The 18,922-nt window shown below is 45.9% G+C and carries 9 protein-coding genes; all 9 read left to right on the forward strand.

All coding sequences use genetic code 11. The features are described from left to right. The first annotated feature begins 61 nt into the window (after positions 1-61). Positions 62-391, forward strand: coding sequence for an L-rhamnose mutarotase (locus tag BGP76_RS00690; protein ID WP_099598181.1), 330 nt, complete (start codon positions 62-64; stop codon positions 389-391). Continuing rightward, positions 388-1,539, forward strand: coding sequence for an alpha-hydroxy acid oxidase (locus BGP76_RS00695; RefSeq protein WP_073120271.1), 1,152 nt, complete (start codon positions 388-390; stop codon positions 1,537-1,539). Before BGP76_RS00690 ends, BGP76_RS00695 begins: the two co-directional genes overlap by 4 nt. Positions 1,540-1,670: 131 nt before the next feature. Beyond that, positions 1,671-5,837 (forward strand): two-component regulator propeller domain-containing protein, encoded by a 4,167-nt coding sequence (locus BGP76_RS00700; protein WP_119843247.1) that lies wholly within the window; start codon positions 1,671-1,673, stop codon positions 5,835-5,837. 382 nt (positions 5,838-6,219) lie between these two features. Next, positions 6,220-9,366 carry a TonB-dependent receptor gene (locus BGP76_RS00705; RefSeq protein WP_119843248.1) on the forward strand — a complete coding sequence of 1,049 codons (3,147 nt, stop codon included), beginning with the start codon at positions 6,220-6,222 and terminating at the stop codon, positions 9,364-9,366. 27 nt (positions 9,367-9,393) lie between these two features. After that, a complete protein-coding gene (locus BGP76_RS00710; RefSeq protein ID WP_119843249.1) occupies positions 9,394-11,193 on the forward strand; it encodes a RagB/SusD family nutrient uptake outer membrane protein in 1,800 nt (599 codons plus the stop codon). 36 nt (positions 11,194-11,229) lie between these two features. Further along, a complete protein-coding gene (locus BGP76_RS00715) occupies positions 11,230-12,918 on the forward strand; it encodes an IPT/TIG domain-containing protein (RefSeq protein ID WP_119843250.1) in 1,689 nt (562 codons plus the stop codon). 350 nt (positions 12,919-13,268) lie between these two features. After that, complete coding sequence (locus tag BGP76_RS00720) at positions 13,269-15,959, forward strand: hypothetical protein (RefSeq protein ID WP_119843251.1); 2,691 nt, start codon at positions 13,269-13,271, stop codon at positions 15,957-15,959. Between the two features lie 13 nt (positions 15,960-15,972). Then, positions 15,973-17,448: a sulfatase-like hydrolase/transferase gene (locus tag BGP76_RS00725; protein ID WP_119843252.1), complete on the forward strand. Its 1,476-nt coding sequence runs from the start codon at positions 15,973-15,975 to the stop codon at positions 17,446-17,448. After that, positions 17,445-18,914, forward strand: a complete 1,470-nt coding sequence (locus BGP76_RS00730; protein WP_119843253.1) for a sulfatase-like hydrolase/transferase — start codon at positions 17,445-17,447, stop codon at positions 18,912-18,914. The genes BGP76_RS00725 and BGP76_RS00730 overlap by 4 nt, the downstream gene beginning before the upstream one ends. Positions 18,915-18,922 lie beyond the last annotated feature (8 nt).

Consider the following 18,922-nt stretch of genomic DNA (forward strand, 5'->3'; position numbering starts at 1 on the left):
TATGAAGTAGCCTGGTTTTCTAAACCGAGCGTTGACCTAAAGACCAATAAGCTTTTATTAAATGAAAAAATATACACTCACTTTAGATGTGAAGGATGATCCTTCATTGATCCAGGCTTACAAAGAGCATCATCAGGCTGTGTGGCCGGAGGTGCAGAAAAGCATCATAGATTCCGGTATCGAGCGGATGGAAATTTATCATGTGGGAGATCGACTGGTGATGACCGTGGAGGCAAGGGATGATTTTTCGTTCGAAAAGAAGAATGCTTTGGATCAGAACAATCCAAAAGTGCAAGAATGGGAAGAACTGATGGATCAATACCAAAAGCGATTGCCCTTTGCCGCTAAGGGAGAAAAATGGGTAGTAATGAACAAAATATTTGAACTATGAGCAAGTGGGCATATAACTCCAGTTACCCGTCGATAGACGATTTGATCAAAAGAGCGAAGAAAAAAGTGCCTCGATTTGCTTTTGAATACCTCGATGGAGGATGCAACGAGGATGTGAATTTGGTGAGGAATACCAAGGAGATTCGAGATGTGGAATTGATCCCTCAGTACTTGACCAAGCACACGCATTCGGATATGTCTACCGAACTATTTGGGCATACCTACGATGCGCCGTTTGGGATCGCTCCAGTGGGCTTGCAGGGCTTGATGTGGCCCAAGGCTCCTGAGATTTTAGCCAAGGCGGCTTTTCGGCACAATGTGCCGTTTATTCTCAGTACTGTCACTACCATGAGTATCGAAAAGGCCAGCGAACTGACCGAGGGGCGGGCGTGGTTTCAGCTCTATCATCCAGCCAAGGATGAGGTGAGAGACGATATTCTCAAACGTGCAGATGCAGCCGGTTGTCCAGTATTAGTATTGCTGTCCGATGTACCTACTTTTGGTTTTCGTCCCAGAGACATTCGCAACGGGCTGGCCATGCCGCCAAGTATGACTGTGAACAACATGCTACAGATCATGGGGAGGCCAGAGTGGGCATTGAGAACTTTGATCAACGGTCAGCCAAATTTCGAGACACTTCGTCCCTATATGCCCAAGAATCTAAACATGAAGCAACTCGGTAAATTCATGGATCAAACGTTTTCGGGTAGGCTAAACGAGGATAAAATAGCAGCCATACGTGACAAGTGGAAAGGAAAGATCGTATTGAAAGGAGTTGCCAGCGAAGAAGATACTGAGAAGGCTATCAAGTTGGGATTGGATGGGATCATCGTCTCCAATCACGGAGGTAGACAGTTGGACGCAGGGCAGTCGAGTATCGTGCCGATGACTCGTATCGCAGAGAAATACAAAGGTCAGATCAAGGTCATGATGGATAGTGGTCTTCGATCAGGTCCAGACGTAGCAAGGACATTGGCCAGTGGAGCGGAGTTTACTTTCATGGGCAGGAGCTTTATGTATAGCGTAGCTGCGCTGGGTAGCCAAGGTGGAGACCATATCATAGGAATGCTCAAAACACAGTTGCTGCAAGTAATGGAGCAAATTTGTTGTGAACGAGTCGAGGATTTTCCTAATTTTAAGGTGAGATGAAGTCATGCTGTGTTTCAGGATGACTTCATCATTAGCAGCAGAGAGATTTATTATTATTGAAAAAAGATTAGATTGGACACAATCGCAATCGGTAAAGGCTACTTTGCTTGCAGCATTGATTTGGAGGGATTATGAAAGCAAATAGAAAGTGTCATTTGGTCGTAGGGTTGCTGTTGAGTTGTAGTTTGGCATGGGCACAACCCCAATTTTCCAATCTCAAATTTGAGAATTACTCTACACCGCAGGGATTGTCGAGTAGTACATGCTTGGAAGTGTTTCAGGATAGCCGTGGTTTTTTGTGGTTTGGGACGATCGACGGGCTCAACCGCTATGACGGGTATGGTTTTGAGGTTTTTCGTCCGATCATTGGCGACTCCACATCCATTAGCAACAACAGAGTTTATGCTCTCGAAGAAGATAAATATGGTAACCTGTGGGTAGGAACCAAGAATGGTTTGAACATATATCGACACGAAAAGGGGGCTTTCCGACGGATACACTTATACGACAAAAATCTTTTTCACATCAATACGCGTGACGTCATCAATGACATTGATTACAACCCGTTAACCAATGAAATTTGGGTGGCTACTAAAAATGGAGTGAGCAAGGCAGAATTGAGTCGCTTTGACTCAGGCGATGAACAAGCACTTCATTTTTCTCACTATGTCAACCATCCTTCGGACAAGACCTCCTTGGATGACAATGATGTCTCTCGTATAGATATTGACGAACAAGGTAATGTTTGGTTGGTGACCGGAGGAAGCCATTTGCATAGATACAGACCTGATCAGGACAATTTTCAACGAATCACCATCCCCAACAATGGAGGAGAATCTTTAGATCACTTGCCTAAGGCGTTGATGGTAGATAAGGGAGGCAAGGTATGGGTAGGCAATAACTTGTCGCAGTTGGCTGTAATGGACCAAAATCAGGTTTTTGAAAACCCTGTCATTGCAGAGGAAAGCATAGCGATATATGACATCTATCAAGGGCAAGATTATAACGTCTGGATTGCTACCTCCGACCATGGAGTCTATGTAGTGGATACTCAAGGGAAACTGTTGCATCATATGCAGCATGATTCTAGTGATCCCTTCTCTATACCCAACAATCAAGCGTCCAAGTTGCTGCAAGATCAGGATGGTATATTCTGGATTGCGACATACAACGAAGGGATGGTTAAGTTGGATTTGTCCAAAGGAGCTTTCGGGCACAACTTCTACAAAAAGAGTAAAGATTCTGATATTAGAATAGCACAGGCAGTCATGCAAGACCTAAAGGGGCGATTGTGGATAGGTACGGATGGTGCAGGTATCAATTATTTTGATGAAATGTCAGGGGAGTTTGAGCAGTTTAGACATGATCCCAAAAATCCCAACTCACTGAGTTCTGATAAGGTCCTGTATTTGGAAAAATGCTATGATGGGGATATTTGGGTATGTACTTTGGATGGGGGGTTAAATAAGTTTGATCCAGAGACCAAGCGCTATGTCCATTACAAACATGACCAATCTGATTCTACTAGCATTGCCCAAAATTCAGTGTGGTGTGCAGTAGAAGATCAAAAGCACCGATTATGGGCAGGGACGCAAGAGGAAGGTCTCAATGTATTGGACCCTCGGACGGGTAGCTTTGTACAATTTGAACACACGCCCTATGACTCGACCAGTATTTTAGGGGATTATGTGTTTTCATTATACATAGACTCACATGAGAGACTTTTGGTAGGCACGTCTAGAGGTATGTGTTGGGCTGATATCTCTGGCGATTTGAGCGAAGGGTTGGTTTTTAATAAAGTCGATGAACCCAATGTCACAGGCATATTGATCAATGATATCGTAGAAGATCATTTGGGGGATATTTGGGTAGGATCTGATTTGGGCCTGCACAGATTGAGTGCTGCTCTCAATTTGAAAAAGACCTACTCTACCGAAGATGGAATCCCCAACAATCTAGTGATAGGAGTGGAGGAGGATGAGCAAAAGCAGCTTTGGCTCATCACCAAAAGTGGAATGAGTTGTTTCGATTTTGAAACAGAAAGTTTCAAAAATTACAACGTCAGTGATGGATTGCAGGGGATGGAATACCAAAGTAAGTCGATTGCCCGACTCAAGGACGGTCGAATATTGGCAGGAGGAATCAACGGATTCAACCTTTTTGATCCTCGCAACATTGCCCAGGATACGCTACAAGTATTGCCCATATTGATAGATTTTAAAATCTTGAATCACTCCATACATGCTGGAGAGGAGTTGAATGGACGGGTCATTTTAGAGCACGCATTGGATCAGTCCAAAGAAATAGTCTTGAAGCACAACGAAGGGTACATCACCCTTTCTTTTGTCGCTTTGCACATGCATAATCCCGACCGTGTCAAATATGCTTACAAATTACATGGAGCAGATCAGAGCTTTGTACAGGCGGGACCGACCCGCATGGCGAATTACTCTGGATTGCAGCCGGGGAGTTATCGTTTTGAGGTGAAGGCCTCTTTGAATGGGGACTGGAGTACCGCGGCTTCTACCGTTCTATGGCTCGAAGTACTTCCACCACCATGGAAAACCTGGTGGGCCTATACGATCTATATTCTTTTGACCTCATTGGCTACATGGATGCTTTTCAAATATTACACCAAGATGGTGAATGAGGAGCGTGAGCGTGAGTTGGATCACATGAAGCTGCAGTTCTTTATGAACGTGTCTCATGAATTTAGAACACCTCTGACGCTTATATTGAACCCAGTAGATAAGATCATTTCTTCATTCAATGATCCTGAGATCGTCAAGAATTCTGCGTTTGTCATCCAAAGAAGTGCACGTAAATTGCTCAACTTGGTCAATCAACTGCTTGATTTTAGGAAAATGGATTTGGGTAAGGCTCCTCTAGACCCTATAAAAGGGGACATTGTGCCTTTCACCAAGGACATCACGAAGTTGTTTGAAGATCTGGCTAGAGAAAAGGAGATTGAAATGATGTTTTCGTCGACTATTGATGGCATGTTTATTTGGTTCGATCCGGACAAGATAGAGAAAGTGCTATCCAACCTGCTGTCGAATGCACTCAAATTCACTCCGAAGGGAGGAAAAGTAGAAGTGATAGTCGATCACAAACAAGATGTTGGGGGGACTTTGTTTGGGACACGCAAATTGGGTGAATCCGTAGAAATAAAAGTAAAGGATACAGGGATAGGCCTGAAGAAAGAGCAACTTAGTGCTGTCTTCGATCGCTTTTTTCACATCGACAATACCAACTCTGGTACTGGGATAGGACTCAATTTTACCAAAAGTCTCGTCGAGCAGCATGATGGTGTGATCACCGTAGAGAGTGATTATGGACAAGGGAGTTGCTTTACAGTGAATCTACCGTTGGAAAGCAAGCAACTTCAAGACGCGCTCAAGGGAAACCAAGAAGTCAGGCGTACGATCAAGGATTTTGACATGAATAGCATCAAGTCCTTGGAATATGAAATTTCGATTTCGGATATGAATGTATTGGATTCGGATGAAACGGCAGATACATCTGGGTATCAAACCATCCTGATTGTAGAGGACAACAAAGAGTTGCGGGTACACCTGAAGAATGAACTGAGGCACCAGTTTAAAATTAAGGAAGCTGCCAATGGTCAGGAAGGCCTTGAAAAGGCCAAGAAATTTTATCCAGATATCGTGATCAGTGACGTGATGATGCCAGAGATGGATGGTTTTGAAATGTGTCGCAATATCAAAACCAACACCGATACCTGTCACATTCCTGTGATACTCCTGACTGCACGTAGTTTGGAAGAGGACAGGATAGAAGGCTATGAAATAGGAGCCGATGCTTACTTGCCCAAACCTTTCAATGTCAACGTACTACGTGCTCGGATCAAAAACCTGTTGGAATCCAAAAAGCGTCTGAGAGAAAAATTTGTGTCCCAGACAGGAATAATGGCGTCAAGCGAATTGACTACCAACTCTTTGGATGAGAAGTTTTTGGATGATGTAACCAAAGTAATTCTAGAGCATGTAAGTGATTCTGACTTTGGTTTAGAAGATGTACTGACCGAAATGGGTGTGAGTCGTTCACATTTCTACCGAAAAGTCAATTCACTAACAGGTCAAAACCCCAGCAACTTTATTCGTACCATTCGATTGAAGCATGCTGCTGAGCTCTTGAAGAAGAGAACGGGCTCTATCAAAGAAATCGCCTTTATGTCAGGCTTCAATTCTACCGCATACTTTTCTAAAACCTTTCGAGAGCTGTTTGGGATGACTCCCAACGAATTTGCAAGCAAGAGTGATGACGCATCAGCGTGATTGTATTGTTGCTGTGGTTTTAACTTAGTGTCCATACTGCTATAAATTTTCGTTCTCTGATTTTTTTTTCATTCACATTTGGAATTATAATGTGCGAAAAAACCACGTATAGCTGCTTTTTTACATGATGGATCATGTTTTATAAGCTATGAATCATGAATTATATAGCGTCATTAGTTAATCAGCTAGAATTGAGTTGTCAATCTGTAGGATTGCGACTTGAAATGAATTGATTACTAAAAAAGCAGAGCGTATGAAGTAAAGAGAAAGTTGAGACTCTTAGAGATAAGGAGTTGTGAGAGAAACCCTTTTCGGGTGGACTAATCAATACAATTAGAATGTCTACATCGTAGATATAATAAGCATATTAAGAAACTAAATTATGAAAAAAACTATTACTAAAAGCATTGGATTGCGCCTAAAAGCGGGTGCAATCATGTTGCTACTGACATGCCTGTCAGTAGCCTCAGTATTCGCACAAGGCGCTCAGATATCTGGGCAAGTACTGGATGAAACGGGTATGGGGTTGCCTGGTGCTACCGTCATGGAAGTAGGTACAAATAATGGTACTACTACTGATTTGGATGGAGAATTCAACATGAACTTAGTTGGAGAAGATTCTCAACTTTCTATTTCTTTTATAGGTTACCGTACGCAGACGATAACTGTGGGTAGTCGTACCCAGTTCAGTGTCAACATGGAGGTAGATGCACAAAGCCTAGAAGAAGTGGTTGTCGTTGGATACGGTGAGAAAACCAAAGCTACCTTGACTGGGGCGGTAGAGCAGGTAACTGCAGCTACCTTTGAGGATCGTGCTGTTACGAACCCAGCTTTGTCTCTACAAGGACAGACTCCAGGTCTAGTGGTGACTCGAGGATCGAGTCGTCCGGGGAATGAAGGCATCACGATGCAGATCAGAGGAGCTACTTCTATCAACGGTGGTGATCCATTATGTATTATTGACGGAGTACCTGTAGTAGGACTACGTGAATTCTACAACATGAACCCTGACGATATCGAGTCTGTGAGTTTGTTGAAAGATGCCTCTGCATCTATCTACGGTTCGCGTGCAGCCAACGGTGTAATCTTGGTGACTACCAAGAAAGGGTCTGGTGGAATGACAGTAGACTATAGCAACAACTTCCGACTCAACACGATAGGTATTCGTCCTCCGACTCCAGGTATGGAGGAGTATGCTTCAATGTTCATCGATGCTGTAGAGCAAGATGGTACGAACGACTACTGGGGATGGTCCACATTGGAAAACATGGAAGGTATGGCCAATGGCGAAGCTAGAATCTACCCAGGGACAGCTTGGGGAGATCTCTATTTGGAAAGTTCAGATAGATTCAATGATTTCTATGGCAATAGCTTTTCGCAGCAGCACAATTTGAGTGTATCTGGTGGAGATGACAAAACAAAGTATAGAATTTCGGGTGGTTTTGCAGACAACAGAGCGCCTCTAAAAATCGCATACGACGGACAAAAGCAATACAATATTCGTTTCAATTTTGAGCATAAGCTTTCTGATCGAATTACTTTTCAGTCAGGGATGACTTATCAGCAGACCAATAGCTCTAGTCCATCTGGAGGTATACAAGGAGGTGTGTACAATGATCCTCCAGTGTTTCCTGCCAAGAACCCTTATGGCCAGTGGTATGCCAACTTTAATGTAGGAGGCAGAAACTCCGTAGGTCAAGTAGTCGACGGTGGTACCAAAGACGTCAAAGAAGATTTGACGAAAGTTAATTTGGGATTGAATGTCAACATCATCGAAGGGTTAGATTTCAAAGTGTTGGGGTCGGTCAACCGACGTATCGGTCGTACAGACGAAGTTTATTTGAGTGTACCTCTCTATACGTGGGCTGGAGATCAGATAGGAATGGTCAATTCGAGTTCTTCAATTAAAAACACTTATAATGACGCTACTTACCAAAACTATGGTGGTTTCTTGAACTATGAGAAGACAATCGCTGAAGATCACTACGTATCGGCTATGATCGGTGTGACTGCTGATCTCAGCGAAAATAGGGACTTGATGGGCAAGCGTACAGGTCTCGAAGATCAAGGAGTGTATGACCTGGATGTGGCAGCTCAAGACCTCATGCAAAATGAAGGGGGAGCTGGACACTGGGGACTCTACTCTTATGTGGGTAGATTCAACTACGAATTCAAAGGTAAGTACTTGGTTGAATTCATCGGCAGAAGAGATGGTTCTTCCAAATTTGCAGAAGGATATAAGTGGGCTAACTATGGAGGAGCATCTGCTGGATGGGTATTGACAGAGGAAGCATTCCTTAGAGATAATCCTGTTTTGAGTTTTTGGAAATTGAAAGCTAGTTATGGTGAAATGGGTAACCAAGTAGGTATTGATAATAATGACTATGTATCTACCATCAGTACAGGTTCGATACCTTTTGGGTCTACTCCTGCTGTACAAAATACTGCTCGTGTGAGCGGGATTACTACCAATGTGAGAACTTGGGAACGTGTAAAAATGACCAACTTTGGTACTGAGTTTACCCTACTCAATCATAAGCTGAACGGTTCATTTGATTACTATATCAAAGAAAACGAAGGGATGCTGTCGACACCAGTTTTGTCAGCAATATTGGGGGGCAATGCACCTAAGACCAATATAGGTACCTTGGAGACCAAAGGTTGGGAAGCAGTATTGGGTTATAAAGACCAAATCGGCGAATTCAGCTATGGCGTGTCTGTTAACATGGGTAATAGTACCAATGAGCTTGTTAAGCTAGAGGGATCAGACTCATACAATGCGGGCAAAGTAGCTCAGCGTGAAGGTTATCCACTCAATTCTTATTTCATGTACCAGACCGATGGACTTTTTGCTGATCAAGCAGCAGTAGACGCATATTATGCGGAGTATACGGCTACTAGTCAGGGAGAGCTGCCAGTACAAGGCAATGCAGCCCAAGCTCTTAGACCAGGAGACATTATCAAAGTAGATGCGGATGGCAATGGTTATATTTCTGCCATTTCGGACGAAGGCGGTGATGTAAGATACATGGGAGATGCAGCACCTCACTACAACTATGGTATCAATGCCAACATGAGATGGAAAGGGTTTGACTTTACAGCTAATTTCCAAGGCGTATTGAACCAAAACATCCAAAGAACAGGTCACATGTCATATCCTTTCAGAGCGATATGGTCTACGAGTACTACCTCGTATCAGGGACTTACTTGGACAGAAACCAATACAGGGGCTGATTATCCACGTTTGACTACTAATGGTACTCGATCAGAGTACAACTGGTTGAACAATGATTTTGCATTGCAAAACAACAGATACATCAGGTTGAAAACCCTGGTAGTGGGATATACTCTCCCATCGTCTGTGTTGGAAAAAATCAGGTTGAGAAAAGCAAGAGTGTACTTCTCTGGTAATGATTTGTGGGAAGCTACTTCTATCAAAGATGGTTATGATCCAGAAATGGGTGAGACAGGTAGCGATATATATCCGTTCACCCGAACCTATTCTTTGGGTCTAGATATCACATTCTAGTTTTGGAACTTTAAAAGCGAAAACAACATGAAGAATTATATAAAAATATCAATGGTGGTGGTTTTGACCATCATATATGGATGTCAGGATAAGTTTTTGGAACTGGATCCTTTGGATAGTGTGACTGAGTCGGTTTATTTCGAGACTCCTGAGCACTTCGATGCAGCGGCAAATAGCCTGTATACACAGTTGATTGGTTTGCAAAAGGTCAAAGGCTCAGGGTTGAGTAATGACTATCAGGTAGGCTATGCAGATTTTATGGATTTTGGTACGGACTTGATCGCCTTTGTTCAAGATGAAGGCAGAGGCAGTTTGATCGTGCCAGAGCAAGATAAATATTGGTCGAATTGGTATTACTGGTTGCGTGATGTCAACATGATCCTGAAAAAAGCAGACGAATATGACGGTAATGTGGAGGATATTGAGCAACCGATAGGTACAGCGTATTTCTTCCGTGCATGGCATCACTTTTTGTTGCTACAGCGATTTGGTGGAGTGCCGATCGTGACCTCTGTATTGGATTTGGATTCTCCAGAGCTTTCTGGTCCTAGAAACAGCCGATACGAAGTAATCGCTCAAGTCTTGTCGGATTTGGATGTGGCTATCGATCTCTTGCCTACAGAACAGCAGTTAGATGCTGGTGATAAGGGTAAAATAAGTAGATGGGGCGCGGAAGCATTCAAAGCAGAAGTGCTTTTATATGAAGCAACTTGGGAAAAGTATGTGGGTACCACCACTGATGGAGATGGTGTAAACACTGGCGCTGGAAGTGCAATGCCTGATAACTACCCTTCTACAGGTGATATGTTGACTGAAGCCATTGCTTTGTCTAAAGATGTGATGGACAATGGTGGTTATGAATTATGGAATCATAATACAGAGCTTGATAGCATGAGTAGCTACTATTTGTTCAACCTAGAAGATGGTGATTCTAATCCTGCTGGACTAGACAAGTCAACCAATAATGAATTTATCATCCAAGGAATCTATGATTTTGTCTTGAGAAGAGGTGGAGTCAATATAAGTCACGTAGTAGACGGTAGAACTGCACCAAGTAGAAAATTCATGGATATGTTCCTATGTGTGGATGGCTTGCCAGTAGATAAGTCAACCGAGTTTCAAGGATATTACACTGTGTCTGATGAGTTCGAAAATAGAGATTTTCGTATGAATGCCTACTACTATGGTGTCCCAGAGGGAGGTTCTCCTGCTCTGTCACCCCCTACTAGTGAGGGTAACCCTACGGGTATATTGGGTCAGAAGTTTAGATCATGGAACTACCCTACGTATAGAAATGTAAATGAGGAATCTTTCAATTTTCCACTTTTGAGATTAGCTGAGGTTTATTTGATCTATGCAGAGTCATTGTTCGAGTTGAACGGTACGATTACCGATGCACAGCTGGATGAGTCGATCAATAAGATTCGTGAAAGAGCAGGAGTAGCGGATTTGACCAATGCTTTGGTTTCTAATTATAACCTCGACATGCTCGAGGAAATAAGAAGAGAGCGTGCAGTAGAACTGTTTTTGGAAAACAGCCGATACAACGACCTGAAAAGATGGGGAATCGCTGAACAGGAGTTGAATGCGCCAATCTTGGGAGCGATAGTTGAAGGGACCTTGTACGAGGCAGATGGTAGTCTTTATGACCCTTCGGTATACATCTATGGAGAGCAGGAAGTAGAAAACGGTACGGGTTCACTACTTAGAGCTACGGTCATTGACCCAGCATCTAACCGTAGCTTCGATAGAAAGGACTATTTGTTCCCATTACCGACTGCACAGTTGAACCTCAACAAGGCGTTGACTCAGAATCCAGAGTGGTAAGGTAGTAGCAGTTTGCTCAACGAAAAAACATGAAAAATGAAGAAGATTATAAAAAATAATATCGCAGTGCTGGCACTGGTATTTGGGATCATGGCGATCTACAGTGCTTGCGAACCAGAAGAGGTTGGATACAAGGAGTATCCAGAACCAACTTTAGGAGATTTTTCTCCTAAAGCTGGAAAGCCCAATGCATTGGTAACTATTACAGGAACAGACTTTGGTGATTATGCAGATGCCGTCACAGTTACTTTTGGTGAATTCGAGGCAGAGGTAATAGAAAGTGTAGCCAATGAAGAAATCAAGGTGAGAGTACCGTCTCAGGTCTTGACAGGAGAGAATGACTTGATGGTTACTGTTTGGACACATGATGTGGCATTTTCAGAGGTATTCAACGTATTGCCTGGAGGAGTGATTGATTCAATAGCACCAGTGTCAGGTGTTGTGGGAGATATTGTGACTATATATGGTAAGAACTTCGGTACTGTAGAATCTGATGTGCAGGTTTTCTTTTCTGGAATAGATGCACCAGCTGAAGCGACCGTACTGTCAGTTGCTGACACAAAGATAGAGGTAGAAGTGCCTTTGGCGATATCAGGACCATTGACTGTGGTAGTGGCTCCTCAGCAGTTTCAAACCGAAGAGTTTACTTTCCCATTTGTAGGTATTGAAACGCAATTTGATACGGACAATGAAGGGTGGATGGCTCAGCAGGGAGCTACTCAATCTGTATCAGGTAGTGAACTGCATGTTGAATTCGCAGGAGGAAGTCAGGCTGACCTCATGTATGATGGCAATACCGTCATTGATGTGGCTACTTTCCCTATTTTGGCTATTAGAATGTCGAGATTAGGAGATGCTGATTTGCAGATCATTAGTGATATTGGAGTATTTGGAACAGAGTACAATACCCATAACTATGTTTCTGGAGCGGGTGACGTCTTGTATTGGGATTTGAGTGCTTTGCCACTTGTAGCTGCCGATGGTAGTGAAGAGACTCTGGATGGATTGACTATATTCAGAGAGTTTGGTTTCCATATAGAAGCACGCTCTTCAGAGTCTGGATACGATGTAGATTGGATTAGATCGTACGAGTCCATTGAATTGATGAAATCGGAGGTAGTTGAAAATTACCCTGCGGGTAAACTTTTCTGGGAATTTGATATGGATACTCGTCCTGCTCCAGATTGGACAGAAGAGGATTATCTCAACCTAGAGTTTATGGATCATAGAAATACACCAGAGTGGCAAGAAGATGGATCTTTCTATACCACCTTGACTGCAGCTCGTGTGGGTATATTCAGATGCTGGGACGGCAATAAGTTTGCACTTACGGGCTACCCTGATGGTGTGACTACTCTTGATTATGTAGGACCAGTTACTTACTCTCCAGAGTACCCGATTATAGCGATGAAGGCCAATCTTTATGGAGAGCTTCCTTATCTCACTGCGTCCAATTCAGATGCAAGTGTTGGCAATGGCAACTATGGAGATGCATCTGTACTTAGCGGATACACTGATGTGTACTACTGGGATGGATCGACAAGTATCGAAGCAGATGCCAACTATGCCACAGCGCAGGATGCTGACGGCAATGTGACCTTTGATCAGTGGGGCTTCCAGAATAGAGGCGGAGTTGGGCTTGTGCCTGGTACCGATATCTCTGTGGACTGGGTGATTACTTTCAAGACGATGGAAGAGCTTGAAGCATACGCTGAAAATCATTAATTGGTTTGTGAAAGTTTAGTCAAATACAAAAGAGCAAAGTGGCTACTTTGCTCTTTTTCTAAACCATCACATTACGATACCCTTTTTGGTTCATATTAGATGAACTTGGGCTTTCTCTAACGAGGAAGCCCTTTTTTTGTAGTCAGTTTAAGTGTAAATTATCCAAGCGGACAAGTGTTTGGAGCTTGGCTTGTCAGTCATACTTCGTATACTAATTCATTTGTCTTGCTCAATCAGAGAAAAGCCTTCATTTTGGAGATTTTGACACATAATTTATCGGTCTCGAACGATGAGTGATAGCCAAAACCTTGCTTTTGACTGAAATTACGGGCTGTAAAGCTGTATTTATTATGAAAGAAAATATGACATGGTCATCATGGTTCAAACCTATGCTTTGGACTTTGGTACTCCTATTTCACCTCCCTATACTGGCACAGACTACCAGTACAAGCCAGCATCCCGCTTTGTACGTCAGTACAGAAGATCGGGGAGTTATTCAACAAAAAATCGAAAGCGAAGATTGGGCCAAAGCCAGCTGGGACAAGCTGCTCCAGGAAGTAGAGCCTTTTGCCAATAGGCACCAGACAGACCCAGACTGGATCGTATCTCGCCTGGCCATGTACTGGCAAGATGGTGAGCGATACACCCAATGCTATATCAAAAATCAAGACTGGGACTATGGTGAAGGCAATGCTCCAGTACCGACTGTACGCCTCCCCGGCATGCGTCGCTGGAATGACTACTACAATGTGCCGCTAGCAGAGCGTACCCCATACAATGCCACGGGTGATATGTGGGGCGTGAGTCGATCCTCGGGAGATACGACCCGTATACTAGTGCCCTACAAGAAGTCAGGACACATGATCCGCCAAAACAATATGGAGATCCTCAAGCTGGCAGAGAAGTCGGCTTTTGCTTATTATCTCACGCAGGACGAAAAATACGCCAAATTTTCATCGGACATTCTGTGGGCCTGGCTGCTGGGTACCTATTACATGGAGCCGCCTTTGGATCCAGAGGAGTCTTCCAATGGCCCAGGGGGATATGCACCGGGTGGTATCTTGGGCTACTACGACTATGAGGTGATCCATGACGATCGTCAGGAACCGGCAGCTTTTACGTATGATTTTGTACATGATTATATGAGTGCACACCCGCACGAGCATCTCCAAACGCTGGATATGACCGTCACGGATTTGGCTAGCGTGGTGTTCAAGCGGTTCATCGAGATCGGACTCGTACGCGGTGGCGACAAGGGCAACTGGAACGTAAACCGCTACCGTCACATCATACCGAGTATGCTGGTGCTGGAGTCTGACGACTACTATGCCGATGGCAAAGGCAAGGAACATTATATCCCCTACTATACGGAGATATCCACTGAGTATCACGCGGCACTACCCAAGATCCTGCAAAACTATGATCCTGACACGGGGCTATGGCCTGAGTCTCCTGGCTATGCCTCAGGCATGATCGGAGCGATACTACAGATGGCCATGCCGCTGTATAAGGCGGGTGTCAATACAGTAGGAGACAATCCGATCATTCAGAAAGCAGCCATGGCTAACATTGGCTGGCTGGATCCGCGAGGCAACCTCGTGGTATTTGGTGATATGCGCGGTGGTCCGCTGGGTTTCGATGTGTTTGAGAGACTGCTGACCTACTACTCTTGGGTAGGGAGCGACGAGTATGTGGCCAACGTAGAGACCGTGATCAACAAAGGCATCGAAATGGGACAGTACGACCGTGCCGATGGCGAATGGCGCAGCATCGTACTCAATCAGCCTATCCAGTCCAACCAGACGACTTTGCCCTATTACGGTGCGGCTTACTCGCGTTTTCATCGTCACATGATCCTACGCAATGGCAATGACGAGGACAATGGCATGATGTTTACCCTCTACGGAGGCAAGAAAGGGGGGCATCTCTCGCCCAATGGTCTGGCTTGGCAGTTTTACCACCAGGGTTGGGCGATGGCGCCTGACGCCTCGGCCTATGAGTCCTACTGGTCGAAGGATGCCGGCTATCATCGCAACATCGTCGGTAGCAATACCATCACCCAAGGTTATCAGAAAGGTGACATCACTGTCAATGCCATGTCTCCGGCGGTACCCGAGGGGCAGTTTTACAACGACGAGGTGATCTCAAAGTACTGCTCGTTTGCCGATGTATCGGCCGATGAAAAGCGACGAGTGATCGCCATGATTCGCACTTCTCCTACGTCAGGATACTATGTAGATATATTTCGTTCGGATTTGGACGACAATGACTACCTGCATCACAACTTGGGCGATGAGCTGACCCTACAAAGCCTGGCAGGAGAGCCACTGGTACTGACCGACGCGGAGATCGCCAATCCACCGCACAAGGCCTATTCGTTTTTTGAACAGACAAAGGCTGTCGCTCATGAGGGAGACTTCAAAGCCACCTGGACGATAGACCGAGTATCGCCATCTATCAGCACCACGATGTGGATGACAGGAGGAGCCGGGCGTACACTGTATCAAATGGATGCGCCACCAACGACTCTTCGCTCTGATGTGACGCCAGGCCAGGTCAACAAGGCACCACAAAATACTCCAACCCTGCTGGTACAGCAGTACGGCAGCAATGGCGCAGCACATCCGTTTGTAGCCGTATTCGACAGCTACGCAGGAGATCAAAGTAGCGTAAAGCGAGTGGAGACGAAAGCGGCTTCAGCGACCTTCGTTCAGCTAGAGGTGACCTCAGCGATGAGTGAGCAAACCATCTATCAGGCTACCGATGACCAGGTGCATGAAGGAGGCAAGAAACAGCAATTTCAAGGTAGATTGGGGGTAGTATCACAGAAGGAGGGAGAGCTGGAGTACTTGTTTCTCGGGCAAGGCAAGCAGTTGCAATTTGGTAAATATCAGCTCGAAGCAGTGGGAGAGTCAGCTACAGCAGAGCTGCGATGGGAGGATGGACATTTGTACTACAGTGCCGATCAGCCGATCCGTATCAAGTTGAAAAAAGGCAAGGCCAAGGAGTATCCGGCAGCTATAGATCAGCAGATAGACTAAAATAGAAATTGGAATGAAAGACATGATCAAAAATATCGGGTACATCGCAGGCTTGCTGCTACTTCTGGTGGCCTGTCAGCCATCGGAGCAAAAGCAAGAGAGCAAGCGTCCCAATTTTCTCTTTGTATTGGTAGACGATCAGTCGCCATTTGACCTCAAGCAGTACGATCCCAATTCGATCCTGGAGACGCCCACGATCGATCGATTGGCCTCTGGGGGCATGGTGATCGAGAGTGCACGCCACATGGGCTCGATGAACGGCGCGGTGTGCACCCCTTCGCGGCACATGATCATGACGGGGCGCACGCTGTGGCATTTGCCACCTAGTGCGGAGTTTCAGAAGCAGACCGATCCGCATCCACTCGATACGATGTCACTGCCGGCGATCTTCAATCGCGCCGGATACAAGACCATGCGTACCTGCAAGAAGGGCAACTCCTACCCAGGGGCCAACCGCCAGTTTGCGGTGGTCAAAGACGCCACCAAGCGCGGCGGTACCGAGGAGTCGGGCAGTGCCTGGCATGCCCAGCAGGTACTCGACTATCTGGGAGAGCGTGAGACGGCCGGAGAGGACGATCCTTTTATGATATACTTTGGCTTTTCGCATCCGCATGATACCCGCAACGGCACCCCTGAGCTGCTGGCCAAATACGGAGCGACTAATCACAAGGACAAAGAACGCATCCCGGCAGCCAACCCCAAACAACCGCCGCTGCAGGACAACTATCTGTCGGCACACCCTTTCTTTCATGGGCACCCTGAGCTACGCGACGAAGAGCGTGTGAGCGGTGTGTGGAAGAGAAGGGACGAAAACACCATCCGCAACGAACTGGGACGCGAGTACGCCTGCTCGGAGAATATCGATAGCCAAATGGCGAAGGTATTGGCCAGGCTGGAGCAGATGGGAGAGCTGGACAATACCTACATCATCTACACCTCCGATCATGGTATGGCTATCGGACGTCATGGTCTGCAGGGCAAGCAAAACCTGTACGAGCATACCTGGCGCGTGCCTTTCATTGTGAGCGGACCAGGTATCCAGGCCGGGCAGCGTGCCGAGGGTAACATCTACTTGCTAGATGTACTGCCTACGCTGTGCGATTTGGCCGGGATTGATATCCCAGAGACCGTGCAGGGTGTGAGCTTCAAGCCTGTGCTGATGGGACAAAAGGAGACCGTGCGAGAGGTACAGTATGGTGTGTACTGCGGAGGCACCAAGCCGGGGATGCGCAGCGTACGCCAGGGCGACTGGAAGCTGATCAAATACGACGTGATGGATGGAGAGGTGAGAGAAACCCAGCTTTTCAATCTGGCCGAGAATCCCAACGAATACCTGCCCGAGCACGGCAAAGAGGCCGAGATGCAGACCAATCTGGCCAACAATCCAAAATATGCCGACAAACGAAAAGAGATGGAGGCACTGCTGCTAGAGCAAATGATAGCGCATGATGACCCCTATAGACTCTGGGATCAAAAGACAACACTATGAAAAGAATACAACTGGCCATTTTATTGACTGTGTCGCTATTCGTTTTTTCATGCGATAAGCAAAAGCAGGTATCTACACTGCAGGAAAAGCCCAACATCGTGGTGCTTCTATGCGATGATTTGGGTTATGGAGACTTGTCATCATATGGCCATCCGATGATCCAGACGCCCAATCTGGACGGGCTGGCGGCCAAAGGCATACGCATGACCAATTTTTACTCAGCGGCACCTGTCTGCTCTCCCTCTCGTGTGGGGTTGATGACCGGACGCAGCCCCAACCGTGCCGGTATATATGACTTCATAGTCGGCGGCCACAACCCTCGCCCCAACAACCGTGACTTGGTGCACATGCAGGCGCATGAGGAGACCATTCCGCAAAAAATGAAGTCAGCGGGCTATGCGACCTGCCTGTCGGGCAAATGGCACTGCAGTTCATTGTTCAACGATCCAGAAAAACAGCCTACGCCGGACAAGTTCGGATTTGATCACTGGTTTGCTACACACAACAATGCCGCGCCAAGCCACGAAAACCCGCGCAACTTCGTGCGCAATGGACAGGAAGTAGGCGAGATCGAAGGCTACAGCTGTCAGATCGTAGTAGATGAGGCGATGGACTGGCTGGGCCAGCAGCAGAAAGATCAACCTTTTTACCTCCAGGTGACTTTTCACGAGCCGCACGTACCGATCGCCTCTCCGCCAGCACTGGTGCAGAAGTATCTGGCGCATGCGCAAAATGAGAACCAGGCACAATATTTCGCTAACGTGGAAAATGTGGATATCGCCGTAGGGCGCCTGGTCCAATACCTCGAAAACAATGGCCATGACAATACCCTGATTGTCTTTACCTCCGACAATGGACCGGAAACACTGCTTAGGTATCCCCAAGCCAAACATTCCTATGGCACTACGGATGGATTGAAAGGTAGAAAACTCTGGACGACCGATGGCGGCTTCAAAGTGCCCGGTATCGTGTATTGGATGGGAGGGGAAACCTACAATGGTGAGTCGGACGCGGTAGTCTCAGCACTGGATCTGATGCCTACCTTCTGCAAACTGGCCGGGGCAGAGCTCCCAGACCGTACGCTCGATGGTCAGTCGCTTACCAATTTCCTGAAGACGGGTAAGATGGAAAGAGAAAAACCCTTGCTATGGGCATTCTACAACGCACTCAACGATCGTGTGGTGGCGATGCGCGATGGCGATTGGAAGCTAATGGCTCGTCTCCAATACGATACGGCCTACTTGCCCAAAATCAAAAATGTCTACCCAGGCAATGTCGATTCGGTCAAAAATGCCGAGCTGGTGGATTTTGAACTCTACAATTTGACAGAAGATGAAAACGAGTGGAAGGACCTCTCTGCTGATCGACCAGAGCAGTTAGATAGCATGAAGGTGATCCTCAACAAGGAGTATCAGGCATTGTTGGAAGGAAGTCATGTTTGGGAACGGTCAGAACATAAAAATTAAAACAAACG

The sequence above is a fragment of the Reichenbachiella sp. MSK19-1 genome, assembly GCF_003590315.1.
GTDB lineage: Bacteria > Bacteroidota > Bacteroidia > Cytophagales > Cyclobacteriaceae > Reichenbachiella > Reichenbachiella agariperforans.

What these genes read in the sequence shown, in the direction of transcription:
- BGP76_RS00690 (WP_099598181.1), top strand. Translation starts at nt 62, where the DNA reads ATGAAAAAATATACACTCACTTTAGATGTGAAGGATGATCCTTCATTG.
- BGP76_RS00695 (WP_073120271.1), top strand. Translation starts at nt 388, where the DNA reads ATGAGCAAGTGGGCATATAACTCCAGTTACCCGTCGATAGACGATTTG.
- BGP76_RS00700 (WP_119843247.1), top strand. Translation starts at nt 1,671, where the DNA reads ATGAAAGCAAATAGAAAGTGTCATTTGGTCGTAGGGTTGCTGTTGAGT.
- BGP76_RS00705 (WP_119843248.1), top strand. Translation starts at nt 6,220, where the DNA reads ATGAAAAAAACTATTACTAAAAGCATTGGATTGCGCCTAAAAGCGGGT.
- BGP76_RS00710 (WP_119843249.1), top strand. Translation starts at nt 9,394, where the DNA reads ATGAAGAATTATATAAAAATATCAATGGTGGTGGTTTTGACCATCATA.
- BGP76_RS00715 (WP_119843250.1), top strand. Translation starts at nt 11,230, where the DNA reads ATGAAGAAGATTATAAAAAATAATATCGCAGTGCTGGCACTGGTATTT.
- BGP76_RS00720 (WP_119843251.1), top strand. Translation starts at nt 13,269, where the DNA reads ATGAAAGAAAATATGACATGGTCATCATGGTTCAAACCTATGCTTTGG.
- BGP76_RS00725 (WP_119843252.1), top strand. Translation starts at nt 15,973, where the DNA reads ATGAAAGACATGATCAAAAATATCGGGTACATCGCAGGCTTGCTGCTA.
- BGP76_RS00730 (WP_119843253.1), top strand. Translation starts at nt 17,445, where the DNA reads ATGAAAAGAATACAACTGGCCATTTTATTGACTGTGTCGCTATTCGTT.